Source organism: Sinobaca qinghaiensis (genome assembly GCF_003610495.1).
In the GTDB taxonomy this organism is placed as follows: Bacteria; Bacillota; Bacilli; order Bacillales; family Marinococcaceae; genus Sinobaca; species Sinobaca qinghaiensis.
Genome location: NZ_RAPK01000011.1, coordinates 28822 through 45687, shown reverse-complemented (window position 1 = coordinate 45687; position 16866 = coordinate 28822). Strand labels below are relative to the sequence as shown.

Below are 16866 nucleotides of genomic sequence, written 5' to 3'. Positions count from 1 at the left end.
TTACTTTTATATCTTAGGGCGAATGAAGAGCAATGTCAAGAATCAGGATTCAGCGCAGGCTGCCTATTTTTATATCCTATTTAAAGCCGTATTCTACTCTACACAACAAATACGATAACTATGCAGCAGATCTTACCTTTTCCATTTTTATTGTAAAAAAAAGAGTAAGCGAAATAACGCTTTACTCTCTTCCAGCTTACTGGGGCACAAGGCCAGTATAGTGAGCCTGGGGCCGATAAATACGATTGTTTTCTGCCTGTTCCAGAACGTTAGCACTCCAGCCGACGATTCTGCTCGAGGTAAAGGTAGCGGTGAATAGTTCATCCGGCATTTGCACAGCCCGAAGTACAGCTGCCGCGTAAAATTCTACATTTGTGTACAGCTTTCTTCCAGGTTTGTATTCTTCCAACAGTTGGATCGCTTTTTCTTCCACTTCGTGTGCAAGTTCGAGCCATGCATCCTCCTCTACGAGGGAAGATGTTATTTCCTTTAGAGCTTCTGCTCGCGGATCCTGCGTTTTATAAACCCGGTGTCCAAATCCCATTAGTTTATTTCTTTGCTCCAACTGTCTCCGCAACCAGGATTCCACATTGCTTTTTCTCTCTATATCACTGAGCATTTTTGTTACTTCGCTTGGTGCTCCACCATGCAATGGACCTTTCATCGCTCCCACTGCGCCGGTAATCGCGGAAACCATGTCTGATTCTGTAGAAGCGATAACCCGGGAAGCGAATGTGGAAGCGTTCATACCGTGCTCCATCGTTAAAATTAAATATGCATTCATTGCCCGAATATGCGACTCTATCGGGACCATACCATGTAGCATGTATAGATAATTTGCAGTGTGCCCCAGTGTATCCTTCGGCTCAATAATACGACCTTCCTTAAGCCAACGATAACGCGTTGCGATGATAACAGGCACTGCGGCCGTTAACTTTACTGCCTGAGCAGCGGTAGGGGGCCAATTAAATGTGGCGTCTCCCAAAAAAGAAATACATGTACGAATAACGCTCATCATCGGAATATTTACGGGAAGCAGCTGAATTATTTTGATCATTTCGCTTGAAAGCTTTCGGTGCTTCTTAAATTCTGCTTTTAATACGTTTTTTTCTTCTTTTTCGGGCAGTACTCCCTCCCACAACAGGTAAGCGATATCTTCAAACTCATAATGCAGGCTAAGTTCTCGAATATCATAGCCTCTGTAAATTAGCCTCCCCCTTTCTCCGTCCACCAAACTGATCGCCGTATCTGTCGTTACTACTCCTGCCAGCCCTTGATTTTTTACATTCATTTTTATTATCCTCCTTTTTTTCTGCTTATCCTTAGTGTAAAAGATACTTATAATTAATAAAAATAAGTATTTTTCTGCTTATTGATAACATATTATAATTAATAAAAGGAGTGATATTCTAATGAATACACAATGGCTCCGTACCTTTTTAACCGCTGCAAAACAAGAAAATTATCATCAAACCGCTGAATTGCTGTTTATGTCCCAGCCGGCAGTTTCCGTGCAGATGAAACAACTGGAGAGAGAGCTCGGGGTTTTTTTGTTTGAAAGAAATGGCAGAAACGTCCGTCTCACTACTTATGGCAGATACTTTTATCCAAAAGCCGTGCAGATTATTAAAGAATTGGATGAAGGATTTATGGAGATGCAGCGAATCAAGCAAGGTTATTATCAAACACTTACGATTGCCGTCTCCCCACTTGTCGCCACCACTTACCTTCCTTACTGGCTGAAGGCTTATGTTAAAAAGGAAAAACAAGTTGATGTTGTAATTCGAGTCATGGAATCAGAATTAATTGCAGAAGAAATAAATAAAGGGCTGTCCGATATCGGTTTATCCAGAATGGACAGTCAAATCAAAGGGGTAACAGCATCGCGGATTTTTGAGGAACCATTAAAAGTTGTAGCGCCGCATGACGGTGGCGAAGAAGAAAGCAGTCTGCCAATTGAGTTTAGGTCACTGATCGAGGAAAAAGTGCTGCTTACAGATAATCATCCTGAATATTGGGAACCGATTCTTAGACAGCTCCATTTTGCATACCCCGCCTTGCGAACAATGAAGGTTTCTCAAGTTCACGTTGCAAAACGATTTATCGAAGAAGACATTGGATTTTCTATATTACCCCGGTCAGCAGTGAGGCGGGAGCTGGCAGAAGGAAGAATGCTTGAAATAGATGCACCAGAGTTACTACTTCCAATGGCTTCGACTTATATTCTGTCCAAATACCCGCAGAAACAGGCGATTACGTTTGAAACAACAATTAGGAGGCTGGTATAAACTAATAAGTTTTCCGACGATAAATCGCAGGAAGGGGGTCTTTTTGCGTAAACATCCTGTATATCCTTATTTTTTAATTGGACGGTTTTTACTAAGAATCCAGATGAACAGAAAAATAGATTCCAACGTTAGTATAACTAATTAAGATGAACGTTTGATTCAGACTTAAAGAGCTGCCCTGAAAATAAAGACAAAACATATTTAGGCAGATTCTTCGAGTAAACGTTTATAAACAGAGGCATCTGAATCACTGAATAATACAAAACGGATATGCTTGACGTTCTGAAGAGATGGAATCTTCTCCAAAACAGCATGCAAAGCTGTTGAGGCTGCTTCCTCCAGAGGGTAACCGAACGCTCCTGTCGATAAGGAAGGAAAAGCCACACGTTTAATATGATTCTCCTCCGCCCTATTTAAAGCCTCCATGTAACAGCCGGCAAGCAGTTTCTCTTCAGGCTTGTCTTTTCCATAGACAGGTCCAAGGCAGTGAATGACATACTGATTGGGAAGGTGGAAGGCTTCTGTGATGACAGCTTCTCCCGGACTGATCGGGGCGTATTTCCCCCCCGCTTCGGCCAGTTCCGGTCCGGCTGCCCCATGAAGCGCTCCGGCTACCCCTCCCCCGGTTTGAAGCGCAGCATTTGCGGCGTTGACAACAGCATCCATATCCGGCTGGGAGGCAATATTTCCCTGTACGACTTCCAGAAGTACTCCGTTGATCTGCTTTTGCATGCTATCCCTGCTTCCATCCTATTTTTATAAAACACTTCCCGTTTTGTTGGTTTTTTATCCTTATAAAATCTCTCTTTAGAAAATGGACTATTTCTATATATTTCTGTTATAAAACACAAAAAAACCTGTCCGCTGGCGGACAGGTTCTGGATAGATACGTATCAGCGGCGGCCGTGGTAATCGTTAATCATCTGCATAATGGACTGTTCCTCCTGATTCGGGGTGTACCTGCTTTCGTTGCTCTGGCTCATTTCTTTTCTCATAAGAGAAACCTCCTCGTTTTTTGTTATAGTGTAATTAGAAGTATAGGTTATTGTTATAATACAGTCAAGCGTTTTCAAAAATAAATTTTAAGTATTCTGAATAATAACCATAAAAAAAGAAACCACAAGGGCTTCCTTTTTTACTATGCATATTCAAATGGGAACTGGGATTGATACAGGCGTGTATAAAGGCCGTTTTCTGCCATTAGTTCACCGTGGGAGCCTCGTTCCACAATGCCCTCCTTCGTCATGACGAAGATAGCGTCCGCCTGCTTGATAGTTGCCAGACGGTGCGCGATGATAATCGTGGTTCGTCCTTCGGACAGCTCTTCGAGGGCGGCTTGAATCAGCGCTTCTGTTTCGGTATCCAATGCAGAGGTCGCTTCATCCAAGATTAGAATAGCCGGGTTTTTCAAAAACATACGGGCAATCGACAGGCGCTGCTTTTGACCGCCGGAGAGCTTTACTCCACGCTCTCCTATTTTTGTGTCGAGTCCTTCCGGGAGAGCCGCCACTACGTCTGTGAGCTGGGCCCGCTCTACTGCTTCCAGGATCTCTTCGTCCGGCGCGTCCAGTCTGCCGTATGCAATGTTGTCCCGGATGGTACCGTCAAACAAAAACACATCCTGCTGAACGATGCCGATATGGCTGCGGAGCGACACCATATCCATTTCCTGAATATCCATGCCGTCTATCGTAATCTGTCCCCCGTTCAGCTCGTAAAAACGTGGAAGCAGATTGCTTATCGTTGTTTTACCGGAGCCGGACGGACCGATAAAGGCAGCGGTGGTGCCCGCCGGAATCGAGGCGTTAATATTTTGAAGCACCGGGGTCTGGCTGTTATAGGAAAACGACACATCTTCATAGCGGATATCGCCGTTTACCTGCTCGACTGTTTTCCCTGTGGGCGCAGACGGATCGGTTTCTGTAGCGTCCATTAAATCCAGGTAGCGCCTGAAGCCGGCAATCCCTTTCGGATACATCTCCATTACAGCGTTTAGCTGCTGGATCGGCTTAATCATGACGTTGGTGAGAAGAACAAACGCCACAAATTCTCCGTTGGTGATACGGTTATTGAGAATCGACCATGTACCGGCAATTAATACAAACAGCAGCAGAAACTTCATCATAATCTGGCTGGATGTCACATGAAGAGCCATGATTTTGTAAGATTCCAGCTTGGTAGCGCGGAACCTGCCATTATCTTCGGCAAAGCGCTCCATTTCAAATTTTTCGTTAGCAAACGCTTTAACGACACGGATGCCGGTAATGTTGTTTTCCACTCTTGCATTAAAGTTTCCGATGCTTGTAAACATCGACGACATTGCATAAGCCATCTTTTTTCCAAGCACATAGGTTAATGCAATAAAGACCGGTACGAGAATAAAGGTCATTACGGCCAGCCGCCAGTCAATCGTGAGCATAATCGTAAAAGCACCGATCAGCGTCATAAATGCGACGATAAACTCTTCCGGGCCGTGATGGGCAACTTCGCCGATATCCATCAGGTCATTGGTTAAACGGGAGATCAGATGGCCCGTTTTTGTTTCATCGTAGTAGGACAGGGGCTGCTGCTGCAGCCGTTCAAACAGCTCCCGCCGCATATCCGTTTCGATGTTAATCCCGAGCATATGGCCCCAATAGGCGATCACGTAGTGAAAACCGCCATTGAGCACGTACAGTATAAACAAAGCGGCGCTTCCCCAGATGATCCAGTCCCAGTTTTCATTAGGCAGCAGATCATCAATAATGCGGTTCACCGCAAGGGGAAAAGCCAGTTCAAACAAAGCGGCGAGTACTCCGCTGGCAAGAGTGAAGAAAAATAGTTTTTTATAAGGTTTATAGTATTGTGCAAAGCGACGAATCATTTAATAAACCTCCTGTTTATTCCATCGGGGAACCGGTGATTTTCTCTACGGCATCTTTCATTTGGTATTCCTGCCCTTTTAGAGAAAAGTCGCTCCATTTCGTGTTATCAACGTAGTAGTACTGCTCGTTTTCTACGGCCTCTGTATCCTGGAGCAGCGTATTAACAAGCTCTTCGGCATCTTCTGTGCTTTCTCCGTTCTCTGTTAATATAAATAAATGATCGGCCCCTTCGGTGTAATCAGCAATCGTTTCCAGGGATACTGCCTGGGTTTCTTCATTTTCCAGCACTCCCGGAGACGGTTCTACGCCGGCTTTTGTATACAGGCCTTCAAATATGCTGCGGTCATGGATATAAAGCTCCTTGCCGTAAAATTGAATCACGGCCGCCTGGCTGTCCGCTTCTTCAGCATCTTCGATAAGCGACTGGGCTTCTTCGGCATTTTCTTCAAACTGGGTCATCCATTCTTCTTCCGCGTCTTGTTTACCGAGTACTTCTGTAATATCAGCGAGCTGCTCCTCCGGCGTCGCACCGAACGCCGTCATGTATACGGGAGCGATTTTCTCCAGGTTTTCAAGTGAATCTGCCTGGTAGTCGGAAATAATAATCAAATCAGGCTCAAGACCGCTGACTTTTTCCACGTCAGGCATATCGTCCCCAACGTTCTCTGTTTCTTCGGTATCCAGGTCATCCTCGTATGTATCTAAATAATAAGATGTGGTGCCGATCGGCTCTTCTTCCAATATAATCATTTCGGCTACATTCTGGAGAGCGACTACTTTATCGGGCGATGCCGGCATCTCTACGTCCCGTCCTGTCGGATCGGTTATTGTCTTTGTCTCCTCCTCGCTTCCGGATTCTTCCTGGGATTCCGTCGTGTCCTCCTCTTCACCTGAAGATGATCCATTGTTTCCACACGCGCTTAATACACCGGCTGCTGCAAGCGCCGCTGCTATATTCCAATGCTTTTTCATTATATTGTCCTCCTGATTTATGATAATGAGAATCGTTTTCACTCAATTATATACAGGATATCCATAAACAACAAGTTCTTTTTCAGTAAGCAGCTCCGCACAAAAAAACTGCCCGCATCTGCGGACAGCTTTTTTACATAAAATACGTAAGGTGTTATTCATGCTCTTTCGGTAACATCCCGTGCAAAAGCAGGTCTACAAAATACGCTGCCGCCTCCCGGTCACTGAGTTCGCCATCCGGGTCAAACCACTGATAGCTCCAGTTGGTGATGCCTAACAGAGCAAGCGTAGTTAAAGCCGGATTAAGATTCTGCCGGAATTCCCTGTTATGGATTCCTTCCGTAATAACCTCCTCGATCTGCCGGCGGAATTGATTCCGGCGCTCGACAATGTGGGAGTAGCCGGCTTCCTGCAGATGCCTCATTTCTCTGTAAAATATTCTGGCGCTCGCCCCGTCTTCTTTAATTTTTGTAAGCAGCAGTACGACCGTGCCCGTCAGCTTTTCGCGGGCCGACTGCGACGTCGGTTCGTACAGCCTGTGCTGCTCCGCCAGAAGATTTTCAATATAGTCCATATGAATTTCCATCAGCAGCGATTCTTTACTCGTAAAATAATAATAAAAACTGCCTTTGGTCACATGGACGGCTTCTACAATGTCCTGAATGGACGTTTCGGAAAATCCCTTTTTCTGAAATAAAAAAATAGCCTGCTGTTTGATGTTATTGCGCATATGTCTGTTTCCTCTGCTTTCCGGATTATGATGAAGAAGAAGGGTCGGGGCGTAGAATGAGTTTCCCGGTTGTTTTTCGTTCCTGCATCAGTGATTGAGCCCGCGCCGCCTCTGCAAGCGGAAATACATCCCCGATCGGCAGTTTTAAGCCGCCGGTTTCCATGAAGGCAAACAGCTCCTCAAGGCTTTGCTGCATCAGATCCCGCCGCTTCATAATCTGGGGAAGAAAAAAACCGATAACCGATTGATTTGCTCCCATCAACCGGCCGGCCTGCAGACGGCTCGGCTCTCCGCTTGCCGATCCAAAAACGACAAGCCGGCCGAAAGGCGCCAGGCAGTCCAGCGTCCGGCTGAATATTTCCCCTCCGGCCATTTCCATCGCGACATCAACTCCTCTGCCGTCGGTGGCCTCCAGTACTTTCTGCTCCCAGCCGGCTTCCGTATAGTTAATTAAAACATCCGCTCCGAGCTCTTTGGCATAATTCAGCTTTTCCGGGGTGCTTGCGGTCGCAATGATTTTAGCGGCCCCAAACCGTTTGGCGAGCTGAACGGCTATCCCGCCGACACCGCCTGCGGCGGCATGCACAAGGACGTTTTCCCCCTGCTCGAGCCTTCCCATCGTTTTCAGCACATGATATGCGCTTAGTCCCTGCAGCGGAAAAGCAGCGGCTTGATCAAAATCCAGTGAATCCGGAATCGGGATAACCGCCTGTTCATGTACAGCAGCAAATTCGGCATAACCGCCGTCGGTAATCAGAGCCGCGACCCGGTCTCCCGGCTGCAGACGGGTAACCTCTCCGCCAACTGCTTCAATCGTACCGGCAATTTCCGATCCCGGGAAAAATGGCAGCGGCGTCGGCACGACATAGGCCCCCTGCCTCCGTGCAATATCGGCGTAATTCATGCCAATCGAGTGCACACGTATGAGCACTTCGGCCGGTGATGGAACCGGCTGCTCTTTTTCTACTTCTTCAATAACTTCCGGTCCGCCGTAAGCTTTATACTGTATAGCTTTCATAGGAGCGCCTCCTGTTTTTTATTTGATCATCCAGCCGCCGTCCACGAGTATGTCTGAGCCTGTCATATACGACGCCTCGTCAGAAGCTATAAATGCGGCGACATTGGCGATTTCTGCAGCGGTTCCCGGTCTTTTCAGCACGGTGTTGTGCTCTATCGCCTTCTGAAACTTTTCATTTTTTAAATTTTCTTCAATTAACGGGGTGTCAATAAATCCGGGAGAAATAGAGTTGGCACGGATGCCGTAAGGACCCAGCTCCAGCGCCAGGGCTTTTGTAAAATGCATGGCGCCTGCTTTGGCGGCACTATAATGGGGAATGTACGCCCCGGCTTTATGGGCGGACAATGAAGCAATCGTCACGACCGCCCGGCCTGTTTGTTTCGTTTCCTGTTCAGCTTCCGCACACATGACAGCGGCGAGTGCCTTTGAAACGAGAAACACGCTTTTTACGTTCACATCCTGGACCGCGTCCCACTCCTCTTCGGTCGTATCCATAATTCGGGAATGCCTGGAAGCACCTGCTCCATTAATTAAAACATGGAGCCCGCCTCCGGCTTTTTCGATAAAGGCAGCGAGCTTCTGTACGTCCTCGGCATTCGTCACATCAGCTGCAAATACAGCGGCGCCTGGAATTTCTTTTGCTGCTGCTTCCAGTTTGTCCAGACTCCGTCCGACAAGAATAACAGAGGCTCCTTCCTGCGCCAGTCTTCTAGCTGTTTCTTTCCCTATGCCGCTTCCGCCGCCGGTGATGACGGCGGTTCTGTTCTCAAAACGCATACTGGTGTCCCCCTATCCCTGATAACGTCCGGCTGCATACTGTTCGTCCGCAATGAACCGCAGGGCCTCCCGTACCGGCCGGGCCTCCTGATATGCTGCACAAACTTTATATACAGCCTCTGTGAGCGCTGTTTTTTCCTGTTCTTCCCCAACTTCCAAAATAAGCGCACGTGCGGTACGTTCGGCCTCTTCCAGGCTCGTGTATAGACACACAGACGTCAGCGCCTGCTTTCGTGGTGCTTCCTTTTCTTTTTGTACCGCGGCCATTGTTCGAAGCAGCGCCGATTCCGCAGCATACAGCTGAATGGAGAGGTCCGCCAGGCTTAGAAGCGTTTCCTGTTCATTTTTTATTTCTTTGCCGTAGCTTCGCAGCGCCATTCCTGAACAGACGAGAAGCATTTCCCTGATCGCCTCGACCGCCCGTTGTTCCGGTGCGAGCGTGCCATCAGCTGTCGGCTTCGGCTTTTGAAGTTTTTGGGCGGCGTCACGTGCGAGGGTACCCAGATCGATTTCTCCTTTTGCGGCCCGGCGGAACAGCGGCGCCGGCACCAGCAGCCGGTTGATTTCATTGGTTCCTTCAAAAATACGGTTAATGCGGGAATCACGGTAAGCGCGTTCGATTTCATATTCTTCAATAAATCCTGCTCCTCCATGCAGCTGCAGTGCTTCATCCACGACCAGGTCCAATGTTTCCGAACCATATACTTTACAGATCGCACACTCAACGGCGTATTCCCTCAGCTGCTGGTTAATGAAGTGATGGTCCGTCTCCGTATACAGGCTTCCAAGGGCGTCTTCGAGGAGGCCAGCTGTCCGGTACTGCATGCTCTCCGCCGCGTACAGTCTGGCCGCCAGCCGGCCAGCTTTTTCTTTTGTAGCCGTAAAATCCGCAATCCTGCTGCCAAACTGCCGTCGTTCTAATATGAACGCCACCGTTTTTTTAAAAGACGCTTTGGCTCCCCCGACGCAGGCGGATCCGAGGTTAAACCGTCCCAGATTGAGGACATTTAATGCAATCAGATGCCCTTGTCCCACGTCTCCCAAAAGGTTTTCGCGGGGAACTATACAATCTTCAAGTATGATGCTTCTCGTTGACGATCCTTTAATGCCCATCTTTTTTTCTTCGGGGCCAAGCGACAGACCGGCAGATGTTTTTTCAACAATAAAGGACGTAAAGTGCTCTCCATCTACTTTTGCGTACACAATGAATGTGTCCGCAAATGCGGCATTGGTAATATAGAGTTTGGTTCCGTTTAGCAGGTAGCTTTGTTTGGCTTCCGACCAGACGGCGGTTGTCTGTGAAGCAAGTGCGTCCGATCCGGCATTAGGCTCGGTCAGGCAATATGCGCCCAGGTATTCACCGGAAGCCAGTTTGGGCAGATAGCGCCGCTTTTGATCTTCGGTCCCGTAATAGGTAATCGGAAGCGTAGCGATGCACGTATGATTGGAATGAGCCACCCCGTAGCTCGACGTGCCCCCCACCGCCTCTCCGACGACGGCCTTGCTTATCTTATCCATCCCAAGTCCGCCGTGGGATTCAGGGATACTGTGCCCAAGCAGGCCGAGCTCTCCTGCTTTTTTTAACAGATGGGTCGTTGTCGTAAAGTCCTGCTCTTCAATCCTGTTCCTTACCGGGAGCACATCGTTTTCTACGAAACGTTCGGCTGTTTTGGCGATCATTCGGTGCTCTTCGGTCATGAGTTCAGGGACGAATACGCTGTCCGGACTGGTACTGCCGGTCATAAATGAGCCGCCCGGATGTTTGATCGTTGAGTGCTGCATAGGTTCCTCCTTATAAAAAAGTCTATTTGGATATGCCGGTGTTTATATACCGGCATACAGCTGTACTGCTGTTAACGGTTGAAGCATAGTCCAGGTCCTTGTCCATATTATAGGCCAGCAGTTTTTTCCCTACGCGGGATGACGCGAGCACGTGCCGGGCGTTTGGCCCATTCTCATAGACGCTCAGCGCAGTGCGGGCAGCATCCGTTAACGTACAGGTTTTTTCTTTCAGCACCGCATCAATTAAACATCCTGCCCCGTACATATCCTCGAGGCTGATATCCCCTGCATTGCCGGCCGCCGTAATAAGAAGAGTCGCCTCCTCTGGTTTAGCAGCCAGTACGAAAGCAAGCGCACGGGCATTCAAAAGTGATCCTGCATATACCTCCTCCGCGTTCTGGAGTTTCCAGAGTGCGGCCGTCCCGTTCGTCGTCATTAATATAATGGTTTTTCCCCGTGCCCGGGCAGCCAAATGAACGGGCCCCGGATAAACAAATCCTTCTATAGAACGCGCCTGTTCTTCCCCGGCCAGAATATAGGAATCATCCGGAAGAGAGGCTGCATGCTTGAGAGCTTCTTCGCGCGTAGCCGCGGGAATCACCTGAACCGCTCCTTTTTCAAGGCAGGCAGCAATTGTTGTAGTCGCCAGCAGGACATCGACGGCGACAGCGATTTTCGAGCCGCGGACGAGCTGCGCTTCTTCTATGTCTTCTTTACGCGTCAGTACATGAATATTCACGAACGGCCGCCTTTATGAGAACGTAACTCTTCGCCTTCCTTCATCAGCGTCTTAACGGTCCGGCCAAAGGAAGCAAAGCGCGGATCCGACGTCTGGCCATTTTGATAGCGGTAATAAATCTGCTGGGCGATAACGGCCAGCTTAAAGTAGGCAAAAACAAAATAGTAATGCACCCCCGCCAGATCTCTGCCGCTGTGTAAACTGTACTGCTGCATAAATTCGTCCCGGGTATAAAAACCGGGAAGCGTGGTCACCGGTGTGCCGCCGAGCGCATGCTTTACCTCATCCGGATCCGTCGCTTCGATCCAGTAACTCAGCGCCACGCCAAGATCAGCAAGCGGGTCACCTACCGTGGCCATCTCCCAGTCAAACAACCCTTTCATCTGCCGTAAATCATTCGTAAACATCGCATTATTTAATTTGTAATCGTAATGAATGACGGTCGTTTCTTTTGAGTCAGGCAGATGGTCCTGCAGCCATTTCATCAGCTGATCGGCCGCGGGTATATCATCGGTTGCCGCCCGCTGGTACCGGGAGATCCAGCCTTCCACCTGTCTTTTTAAAAAACCGTCCGGCCGGGTTATATTCATCAGGCCGGTTTGGGTATAATCTATCCGGTGCAGATCCGCGAGGCGTTCTGCCATCTGCGCGGAAATATGCCGGCATAAGGCAGGGTCGGGCTCTATCTGTTCCGGAAACCGGGTATCCAGTACTACGCCATGCTTGCGCTCCATAATAAAAAACGGGGCGCCAATGACAGACGTATCTTCCGTATATAGAAAAGGATCCGGAGCAGCATCAAAGAACGGTTTGATTTCTTTTAAAAACGTAAATTCACGTTCCATATTGTGCGCTTTAGGTGCGACAGGCCCAAGCGGCGGCCGGCGCAGTACGGCTTCCCAGCCGTCTATGGACAGCGCATAGGTTAAATTGGAGTGGCCTTCGGCAAACTGGGTGACATGAAGCGTGCCGGTCGGAAGCTCTTCCATGTGGATACGCAGAAAGGTTTCCAGGCGGTCTTTGTTTAGTTCTTCTCCTGATCGAACGGGAATTGTTGTCATATCCTGCCTCCTAAGAAGAGTACGTGTACCAGCCTTGGCCAGTTTTTCGTCCGAGGTGTCCCTGTTTTACTTTTTCTTCGATACAGGCGGCCGGCTTATCTTCGGGATCACCGGTTTCCCGGAAGCGCTGCTGCTGCACGAAGTAGCCCACATCAATCCCGGATAGATCCATCAGCTCAAATGGGCCGATCGGGTGGCGGAGTGCTTTTTTAACAATCGTATCAATGTCTTTGTAATCGGCAATGCCTTCTTCATAAAGATGAACGGCTTCTTTCTGCAGGGCGCCGAGAATGCGGTTGGCCACAAAGCCGGATATTTCTTTTCGAAGCAGTACCGCGGTCCGGTTCATCCGGCGGCTGACGGTCATGGCCGCCTGCGCCGTTTCTTCAGATGTGGCATCACTCATCACTACTTCCACACAGTCCATAACGAGCGGCGGGTAAAAAAAGTGCATATTCACCACGCGGTCCGGCCGGTTTGTAAAAAGAAGACTGTTGACGATCGTGGAGCTGTTTGTCGCCAGTACCGCATGTTCCGGGGCCCATTCGTCGAGCCGGCTGAACACCTCCTGCTTTACTTCAAGTTTTTCTACGACCGCTTCAATTACAAAATCCGCCTGCTTTGCGGCAGCCTGCAGGTCTTCTGTGAAAGACAGCCGTTCGAATGCTTCCTTCTTCTCCTGTTCAGAGATTTTCTGTTTTCGGACCCAGCCGTTCATCAGCTGTTCCAGCGTCGCGCCGGCTTTTTCCAGGTTATTTTTTTCGATATCGCAGAGGATGGTCCGATACCCTCCAAGTGCTCCGAGCATAGCTATCTGATGTCCCATCTGACCGGCCCCGACCACAGTGATCGTGTTTATTTCATTCATGCTTTCTCCCCCTTTATGGTTAACGTACGTGCGAACCGCCGTCTACAATGAGAACATCCCCTGTGATATAGTCAGACGCTCTGGAAGCGAGAAACAAGACTACTCCTTTTAATTCATCCGGTCCGCCAAATCGTCCGAGCGGGGTATTGGCCAGTATCGCTTCTCCGCCGTGCTCCATAATAACTTTGGACATTTTTGTTGGAAAAAAGCCTGGAGCGACTGCATTTACATGGACGTTGTGCTGCCCCCATTTGGAAGCCAGATCTTTTGTGAACGTAATAATGGCACCTTTGCTCGTATTGTAGCCAATCGTATCCATAACTTCAGGTGCGGAGCTTTTCAGTCCGGCGACCGAGGCAATGTTGATGATTTTTCCGGCCTGCTGCTCAATCATGACGCGTCCGGCCGCCTGGCTCATTAAAAAAGTTCCGGTAACATTCACATTCATAACTTTCTGCCAGGCCTCCAGCGGCATGTCAGCGGCCGGTGCCCCCCAGGTGGCTCCGCTGTTATTTACGAGAATATCAATCGTTCCAAATCGCTTTTTTGTTTCGCTTATTACATGTTCCACCTGGTCCTGGCTGGTTACATCACAGGCAAAGGCGGCGGTCTGCACGCCCTTTTTTTCGAGGAGGGCAGCCGTTTCTTCACAGGCTTCGAGCTTGCGGGAACAAAGCACAATATTGGCCCCGGCCTCCGCCAGCCCCTCGGCGATCTGAAAGCCTAGTCCTCTTCCTCCCCCGGTCACTACTGCCGTTTTGCCCTGCAGTGAAAATAACTCCTGTACATTCATTTGTTCTCCTCCTTCGGCCTGTGTTTTTTCAGTTCAAGACGGGCAATCTGGGCCCGGTGTACTTCATCGGGTCCGTCGGCAAGGCGAAGCGTTCTCGCATTTGCCCACTGGGCGGCCAGCGGAAAGTCGTCCGATACGCCGGCTCCCCCAAACGCCTGGATAGCACGGTCAATCACGCGGAGCGCCATGGAAGGCGCTACCACTTTAATCATTGCAATATCTGTTTTTGCCTCTTTATTGCCAACCGTATCCATCATGTAGGCTGCGCGCATCGTCAGCAGCCGGGCCTGTTCGATCTCTATGCGGGAGTCGGCTATCCATTCGGCCACCACCCCCTGCTCGGACAGCTTTTTCCCGAATGTTTCCCGCTCCTGGACACGTCGGCACATGTACTCAAGCGACCGTTCGGCTGCCCCGATCAGGCGCATGCAGTGATGAATACGGCCCGGACCGAGTCTGCCCTGAGCAATGGCAAAGCCTTTACCTTCGCCCCAAATCATGTTTTCCTCCGGCACCTGAACATTGCTGAACGTAATTTCTGCATGTCCGTGCGGCGCATGATCATACCCAAACACGGACAGGGTGCGCTCTATCGTAATGCCGGGTGTATCCAATGGAACGAGAATCATCGACTGCTGTTCATAGCGCGGGGCTTCGGGATCGGTTTTTCCCATGAATACGGCAATTTTACAGCGTGGATCTCCGGCGCCGGAGGACCACCATTTTGTGCCATTGAGCACATAGTTCCCATCCTTTTTTGTAATACGTGCCTGAATATTAACCGCGTCTGAGGAGGCGGTATCCGGTTCTGTCATCGTAAAGCAGGAGCGTATCTCGCCGTGAAGCAACGGCACGAGCCACTGCTGTTTCTGCTCTTCGCTGCCGTATTTAGAGAGCACTTCCATATTTCCTGTATCCGGAGCGCTGCAGTTGAATACTTCCGGGCCGATTAACGAACGGCCCATGATTTCACAGAGCGGCGCGTATTCCAGATTGGTAAGCCCGGCTCCATGCTCGCGGTCAGGCAGAAACAAATTCCATAATCCGGCTTGTTTCGCTTTTTTCTTTAATTCTTCCATTACGGGAGGGACTGCGCTCCAGCGTGTATTCATTGTATTCAGCTGCTGCTCATACACGGATTCATTGGGGTATACATGCTCCTCCATAAACGCTGTGAGCTGCTCCTGGAGCTTACGTACATTTGGTGAATAAGAAAAGTCCATCTGCTTCCTCCTCTTGTGTACTAACCGGTCGGTATGTTGACAGTATAGCAAAATATGTAAGCGTATACAAAATATTTTTTAGTGACGTCTCCGCTTGACAATATACTCCATGGGGTATATTATTACGAATAGTAATTCACTTTAAGGAGGCACCAAACGATGTTTCATTATACTGTTGAATCGACCAAAACCGTAGAAGATGCCGCAGCTTCCCTGGAGAAGCATCTGCAGACCGCAGGATTCGGCGTGCTGTGGGATTTTGACCTGCAGGCTAAGCTGATTGAAAAAGGAGTTGAATTTCCGGAGGCCTATCGTATTTTGGAAGTATGTAATCCTAAAGAGGCAGAAAAGGTATTACGCCGCCATAAAGCGGCCGGGAATTTTCTGCCCTGCAAAATTACAGTGTACGAAGACAACGGAGTGACTCATATTGGAATGCCCCGCCCGACCGTTTTAATCGGATTTATAGAGGATCCGGAATTAAAAAGCATTGCCGAAGACGTAGAACAGCGTATGCAGCAAAGCATTGATAACTCTAAATAAGAAAGGCTGACAAAACGAATGACAGAGAAACAGACGATTAGACAAATCACCCCGAATAAGGTGGAAGCTTCCGCGGATGCCCGGATAATTGATGTGAGAGAACCGAATGAAACAGCAGCCGGGCATATTCCCGGAGCCGATCTTATTCCGCTTGGTGAGCTGTTAACGAGGTTGGATGAATTAAATAAAGATACCGAGTATACGATGGTCTGCCGGTCCGGAAGCCGGAGCGGTCTCGCCGCTGAATGGCTGCAGGAACGCGGCTATCGTGTGAAAAATATGCAGGGCGGTATGCTTGAATGGAGCGGAAAAACGAAATAGAACGCAAAAAAGGAACAGCCTGGTCTAAACAGGCTGTTCCTTCTGCGTTAATTTTTCTCTTTTTTCGGTACGGCTTTTTCGACAAAATGGTCGGAGAGGTCACGCAGCCTGCTGCGCAGGTCTTCGCCTTCCATCATTCTACCATGTCCTGTCAGGGCTGTTTCCGGATCAAGTCCGGCCAGCTTTTTCACGGAAGCCTCTGCGTCGCTCCAGTTTTCTGTTAAATATTTAGGAGGACCGCTGAGCTCCGGTTCCTGGGCCATTACTTTGTACAGGGACTCCTGCTTTACCGTAACAAACGCGTCGCCGGCCAGCAGAATCCGGTCTTTTTCCCTGAACAGGGAAACGTGCCCTTTCGTATGGCCCGGAGTATGATACCAGGTCCATTCCGGGAAGAACGGAATGCTGCCGTCTTCTGGGAGCGGGTGAACATGATCGCTGATGTCTACCGCTTCCCGGGAAAAAGCCGGCGACATTTTCGCCACTAGTCCTTTGTCTGCGCCTGGATCTGCTTTTGGGTAATCTTCCTCGCCGGTTAAATGAGGCAGTTCCAGCGTATGGGCATATACAGGAACATCTTCTTCCCATCCTTTAATTAACTGATGCAGGTTTCCCACATGATCAAAATGGGCGTGTGTCAAAATAATGGCTTTAGGACCAATATTGGAACCAAAGCGCTGGTTCATCGCATGCTTAACGCGCTCAAGCGTTCCGGGCATACCCGTATCTACAATAATCCAGTCTTTATGCTTTGCGGGGTTGCCAAGCATATACAGATTAGCAATCTGAGTCGTATACATGTAAACGTCCGGTGCCACTGCGAGGCCTGTATTGGATATTTCCGACGTAATCGGCATATAATTATTTTTCATAAGAAAGAAACCTCC

General features: G+C 49.1%; 17 protein-coding genes. 3 read left to right on the top strand and 14 right to left on the bottom strand.

Translation table 11 applies throughout. From position 1 onward, the window contains the following. Positions 1-196: 196 nt before the first annotated feature. Positions 197-1291 carry a citrate synthase/methylcitrate synthase gene (locus ATL39_RS14215; RefSeq protein WP_120194037.1) on the bottom strand — a complete coding sequence of 365 codons (1095 nt, stop codon included), beginning with the start codon at positions 1289-1291 and terminating at the stop codon, positions 197-199. Positions 1292-1412: 121 nt separating this feature from the next. Between ATL39_RS14215 and ATL39_RS14210 the strand changes: the two genes are divergently transcribed. Continuing rightward, positions 1413-2288 carry a LysR family transcriptional regulator gene (locus ATL39_RS14210; RefSeq protein WP_120194036.1) on the top strand — a complete coding sequence of 292 codons (876 nt, stop codon included), beginning with the start codon at positions 1413-1415 and terminating at the stop codon, positions 2286-2288. 201 nt (positions 2289-2489) lie between these two features. Here ATL39_RS14210 and ATL39_RS14205 read toward each other — a convergent pair whose 3' ends face one another. The 12 genes from ATL39_RS14205 to ATL39_RS14150 form a co-directional block, all read right to left on the bottom strand. Then, positions 2490-3020, bottom strand: a complete 531-nt coding sequence (locus ATL39_RS14205) for a macro domain-containing protein (protein ID WP_120194035.1) — start codon at positions 3018-3020, stop codon at positions 2490-2492. 406 nt (positions 3021-3426) lie between these two features. After that, a complete protein-coding gene (locus tag ATL39_RS14200) occupies positions 3427-5151 on the bottom strand; it encodes an ABC transporter ATP-binding protein (RefSeq protein ID WP_120194034.1) in 1725 nt (574 codons plus the stop codon). Between the two features lie 16 nt (positions 5152-5167). Then, positions 5168-6124 (bottom strand): ABC transporter substrate-binding protein, encoded by a 957-nt coding sequence (locus ATL39_RS14195; protein WP_120194033.1) that lies wholly within the window; start codon positions 6122-6124, stop codon positions 5168-5170. A 154-nt stretch (positions 6125-6278) separates the two neighbouring features. Beyond that, positions 6279-6854 carry a TetR/AcrR family transcriptional regulator gene (locus ATL39_RS14190; RefSeq protein WP_120194032.1) on the bottom strand — a complete coding sequence of 192 codons (576 nt, stop codon included), beginning with the start codon at positions 6852-6854 and terminating at the stop codon, positions 6279-6281. A 25-nt stretch (positions 6855-6879) separates the two neighbouring features. Then, on the bottom strand, positions 6880-7872 hold the full coding sequence (locus tag ATL39_RS14185; protein WP_120194031.1) for a quinone oxidoreductase family protein: 993 nt from the start codon (positions 7870-7872) through the stop codon (positions 6880-6882). 18 nt (positions 7873-7890) lie between these two features. Beyond that, positions 7891-8649, bottom strand: a complete 759-nt coding sequence (locus ATL39_RS14180) for an SDR family NAD(P)-dependent oxidoreductase (protein WP_120194030.1) — start codon at positions 8647-8649, stop codon at positions 7891-7893. Between the two features lie 12 nt (positions 8650-8661). Beyond that, the gene (locus ATL39_RS14175) at positions 8662-10431 is read right to left on the bottom strand and encodes an acyl-CoA dehydrogenase family protein (protein ID WP_120194029.1); all 1770 of its coding nucleotides are present in this window, start codon (positions 10429-10431) and stop codon (positions 8662-8664) included. Positions 10432-10453: 22 nt separating this feature from the next. After that, positions 10454-11170 (bottom strand): 2-phosphosulfolactate phosphatase, encoded by a 717-nt coding sequence (locus ATL39_RS14170; RefSeq protein WP_120194028.1) that lies wholly within the window; start codon positions 11168-11170, stop codon positions 10454-10456. Further along, positions 11167-12231: a phosphotransferase family protein gene (locus ATL39_RS14165; protein ID WP_120194027.1), complete on the bottom strand. Its 1065-nt coding sequence runs from the start codon at positions 12229-12231 to the stop codon at positions 11167-11169. Before ATL39_RS14165 ends, ATL39_RS14170 begins: the two co-directional genes overlap by 4 nt. A 10-nt stretch (positions 12232-12241) precedes the next feature. Next, positions 12242-13099 (bottom strand): 3-hydroxyacyl-CoA dehydrogenase family protein, encoded by an 858-nt coding sequence (locus tag ATL39_RS14160; RefSeq protein ID WP_120194026.1) that lies wholly within the window; start codon positions 13097-13099, stop codon positions 12242-12244. 19 nt (positions 13100-13118) lie between these two features. After that, on the bottom strand, positions 13119-13892 hold the full coding sequence (locus ATL39_RS14155; protein ID WP_120194025.1) for an SDR family oxidoreductase: 774 nt from the start codon (positions 13890-13892) through the stop codon (positions 13119-13121). Then, positions 13889-15115: an acyl-CoA dehydrogenase family protein gene (locus tag ATL39_RS14150; protein WP_120194024.1), complete on the bottom strand. Its 1227-nt coding sequence runs from the start codon at positions 15113-15115 to the stop codon at positions 13889-13891. The genes ATL39_RS14155 and ATL39_RS14150 overlap by 4 nt, the downstream gene beginning before the upstream one ends. 159 nt (positions 15116-15274) lie before the next feature. On the opposite strand from ATL39_RS14150, the gene ATL39_RS14145 reads away from it, so the two are divergent. Further along, entirely contained in the window at positions 15275-15658 is a 384-nt protein-coding gene (locus ATL39_RS14145; RefSeq protein ID WP_120194023.1) for a DUF302 domain-containing protein, read from the top strand. A gap of 18 nt (positions 15659-15676) precedes the next feature. Then, complete coding sequence (locus ATL39_RS14140) at positions 15677-15979, top strand: rhodanese-like domain-containing protein (protein ID WP_120194022.1); 303 nt, start codon at positions 15677-15679, stop codon at positions 15977-15979. A 47-nt stretch (positions 15980-16026) separates the two neighbouring features. Here the strand turns inward: ATL39_RS14140 and ATL39_RS14135 are convergent, their stop codons facing one another. Further along, positions 16027-16851: an MBL fold metallo-hydrolase gene (locus ATL39_RS14135; protein WP_120194021.1), complete on the bottom strand. Its 825-nt coding sequence runs from the start codon at positions 16849-16851 to the stop codon at positions 16027-16029. Positions 16852-16866: the final 15 nt, after the last annotated feature.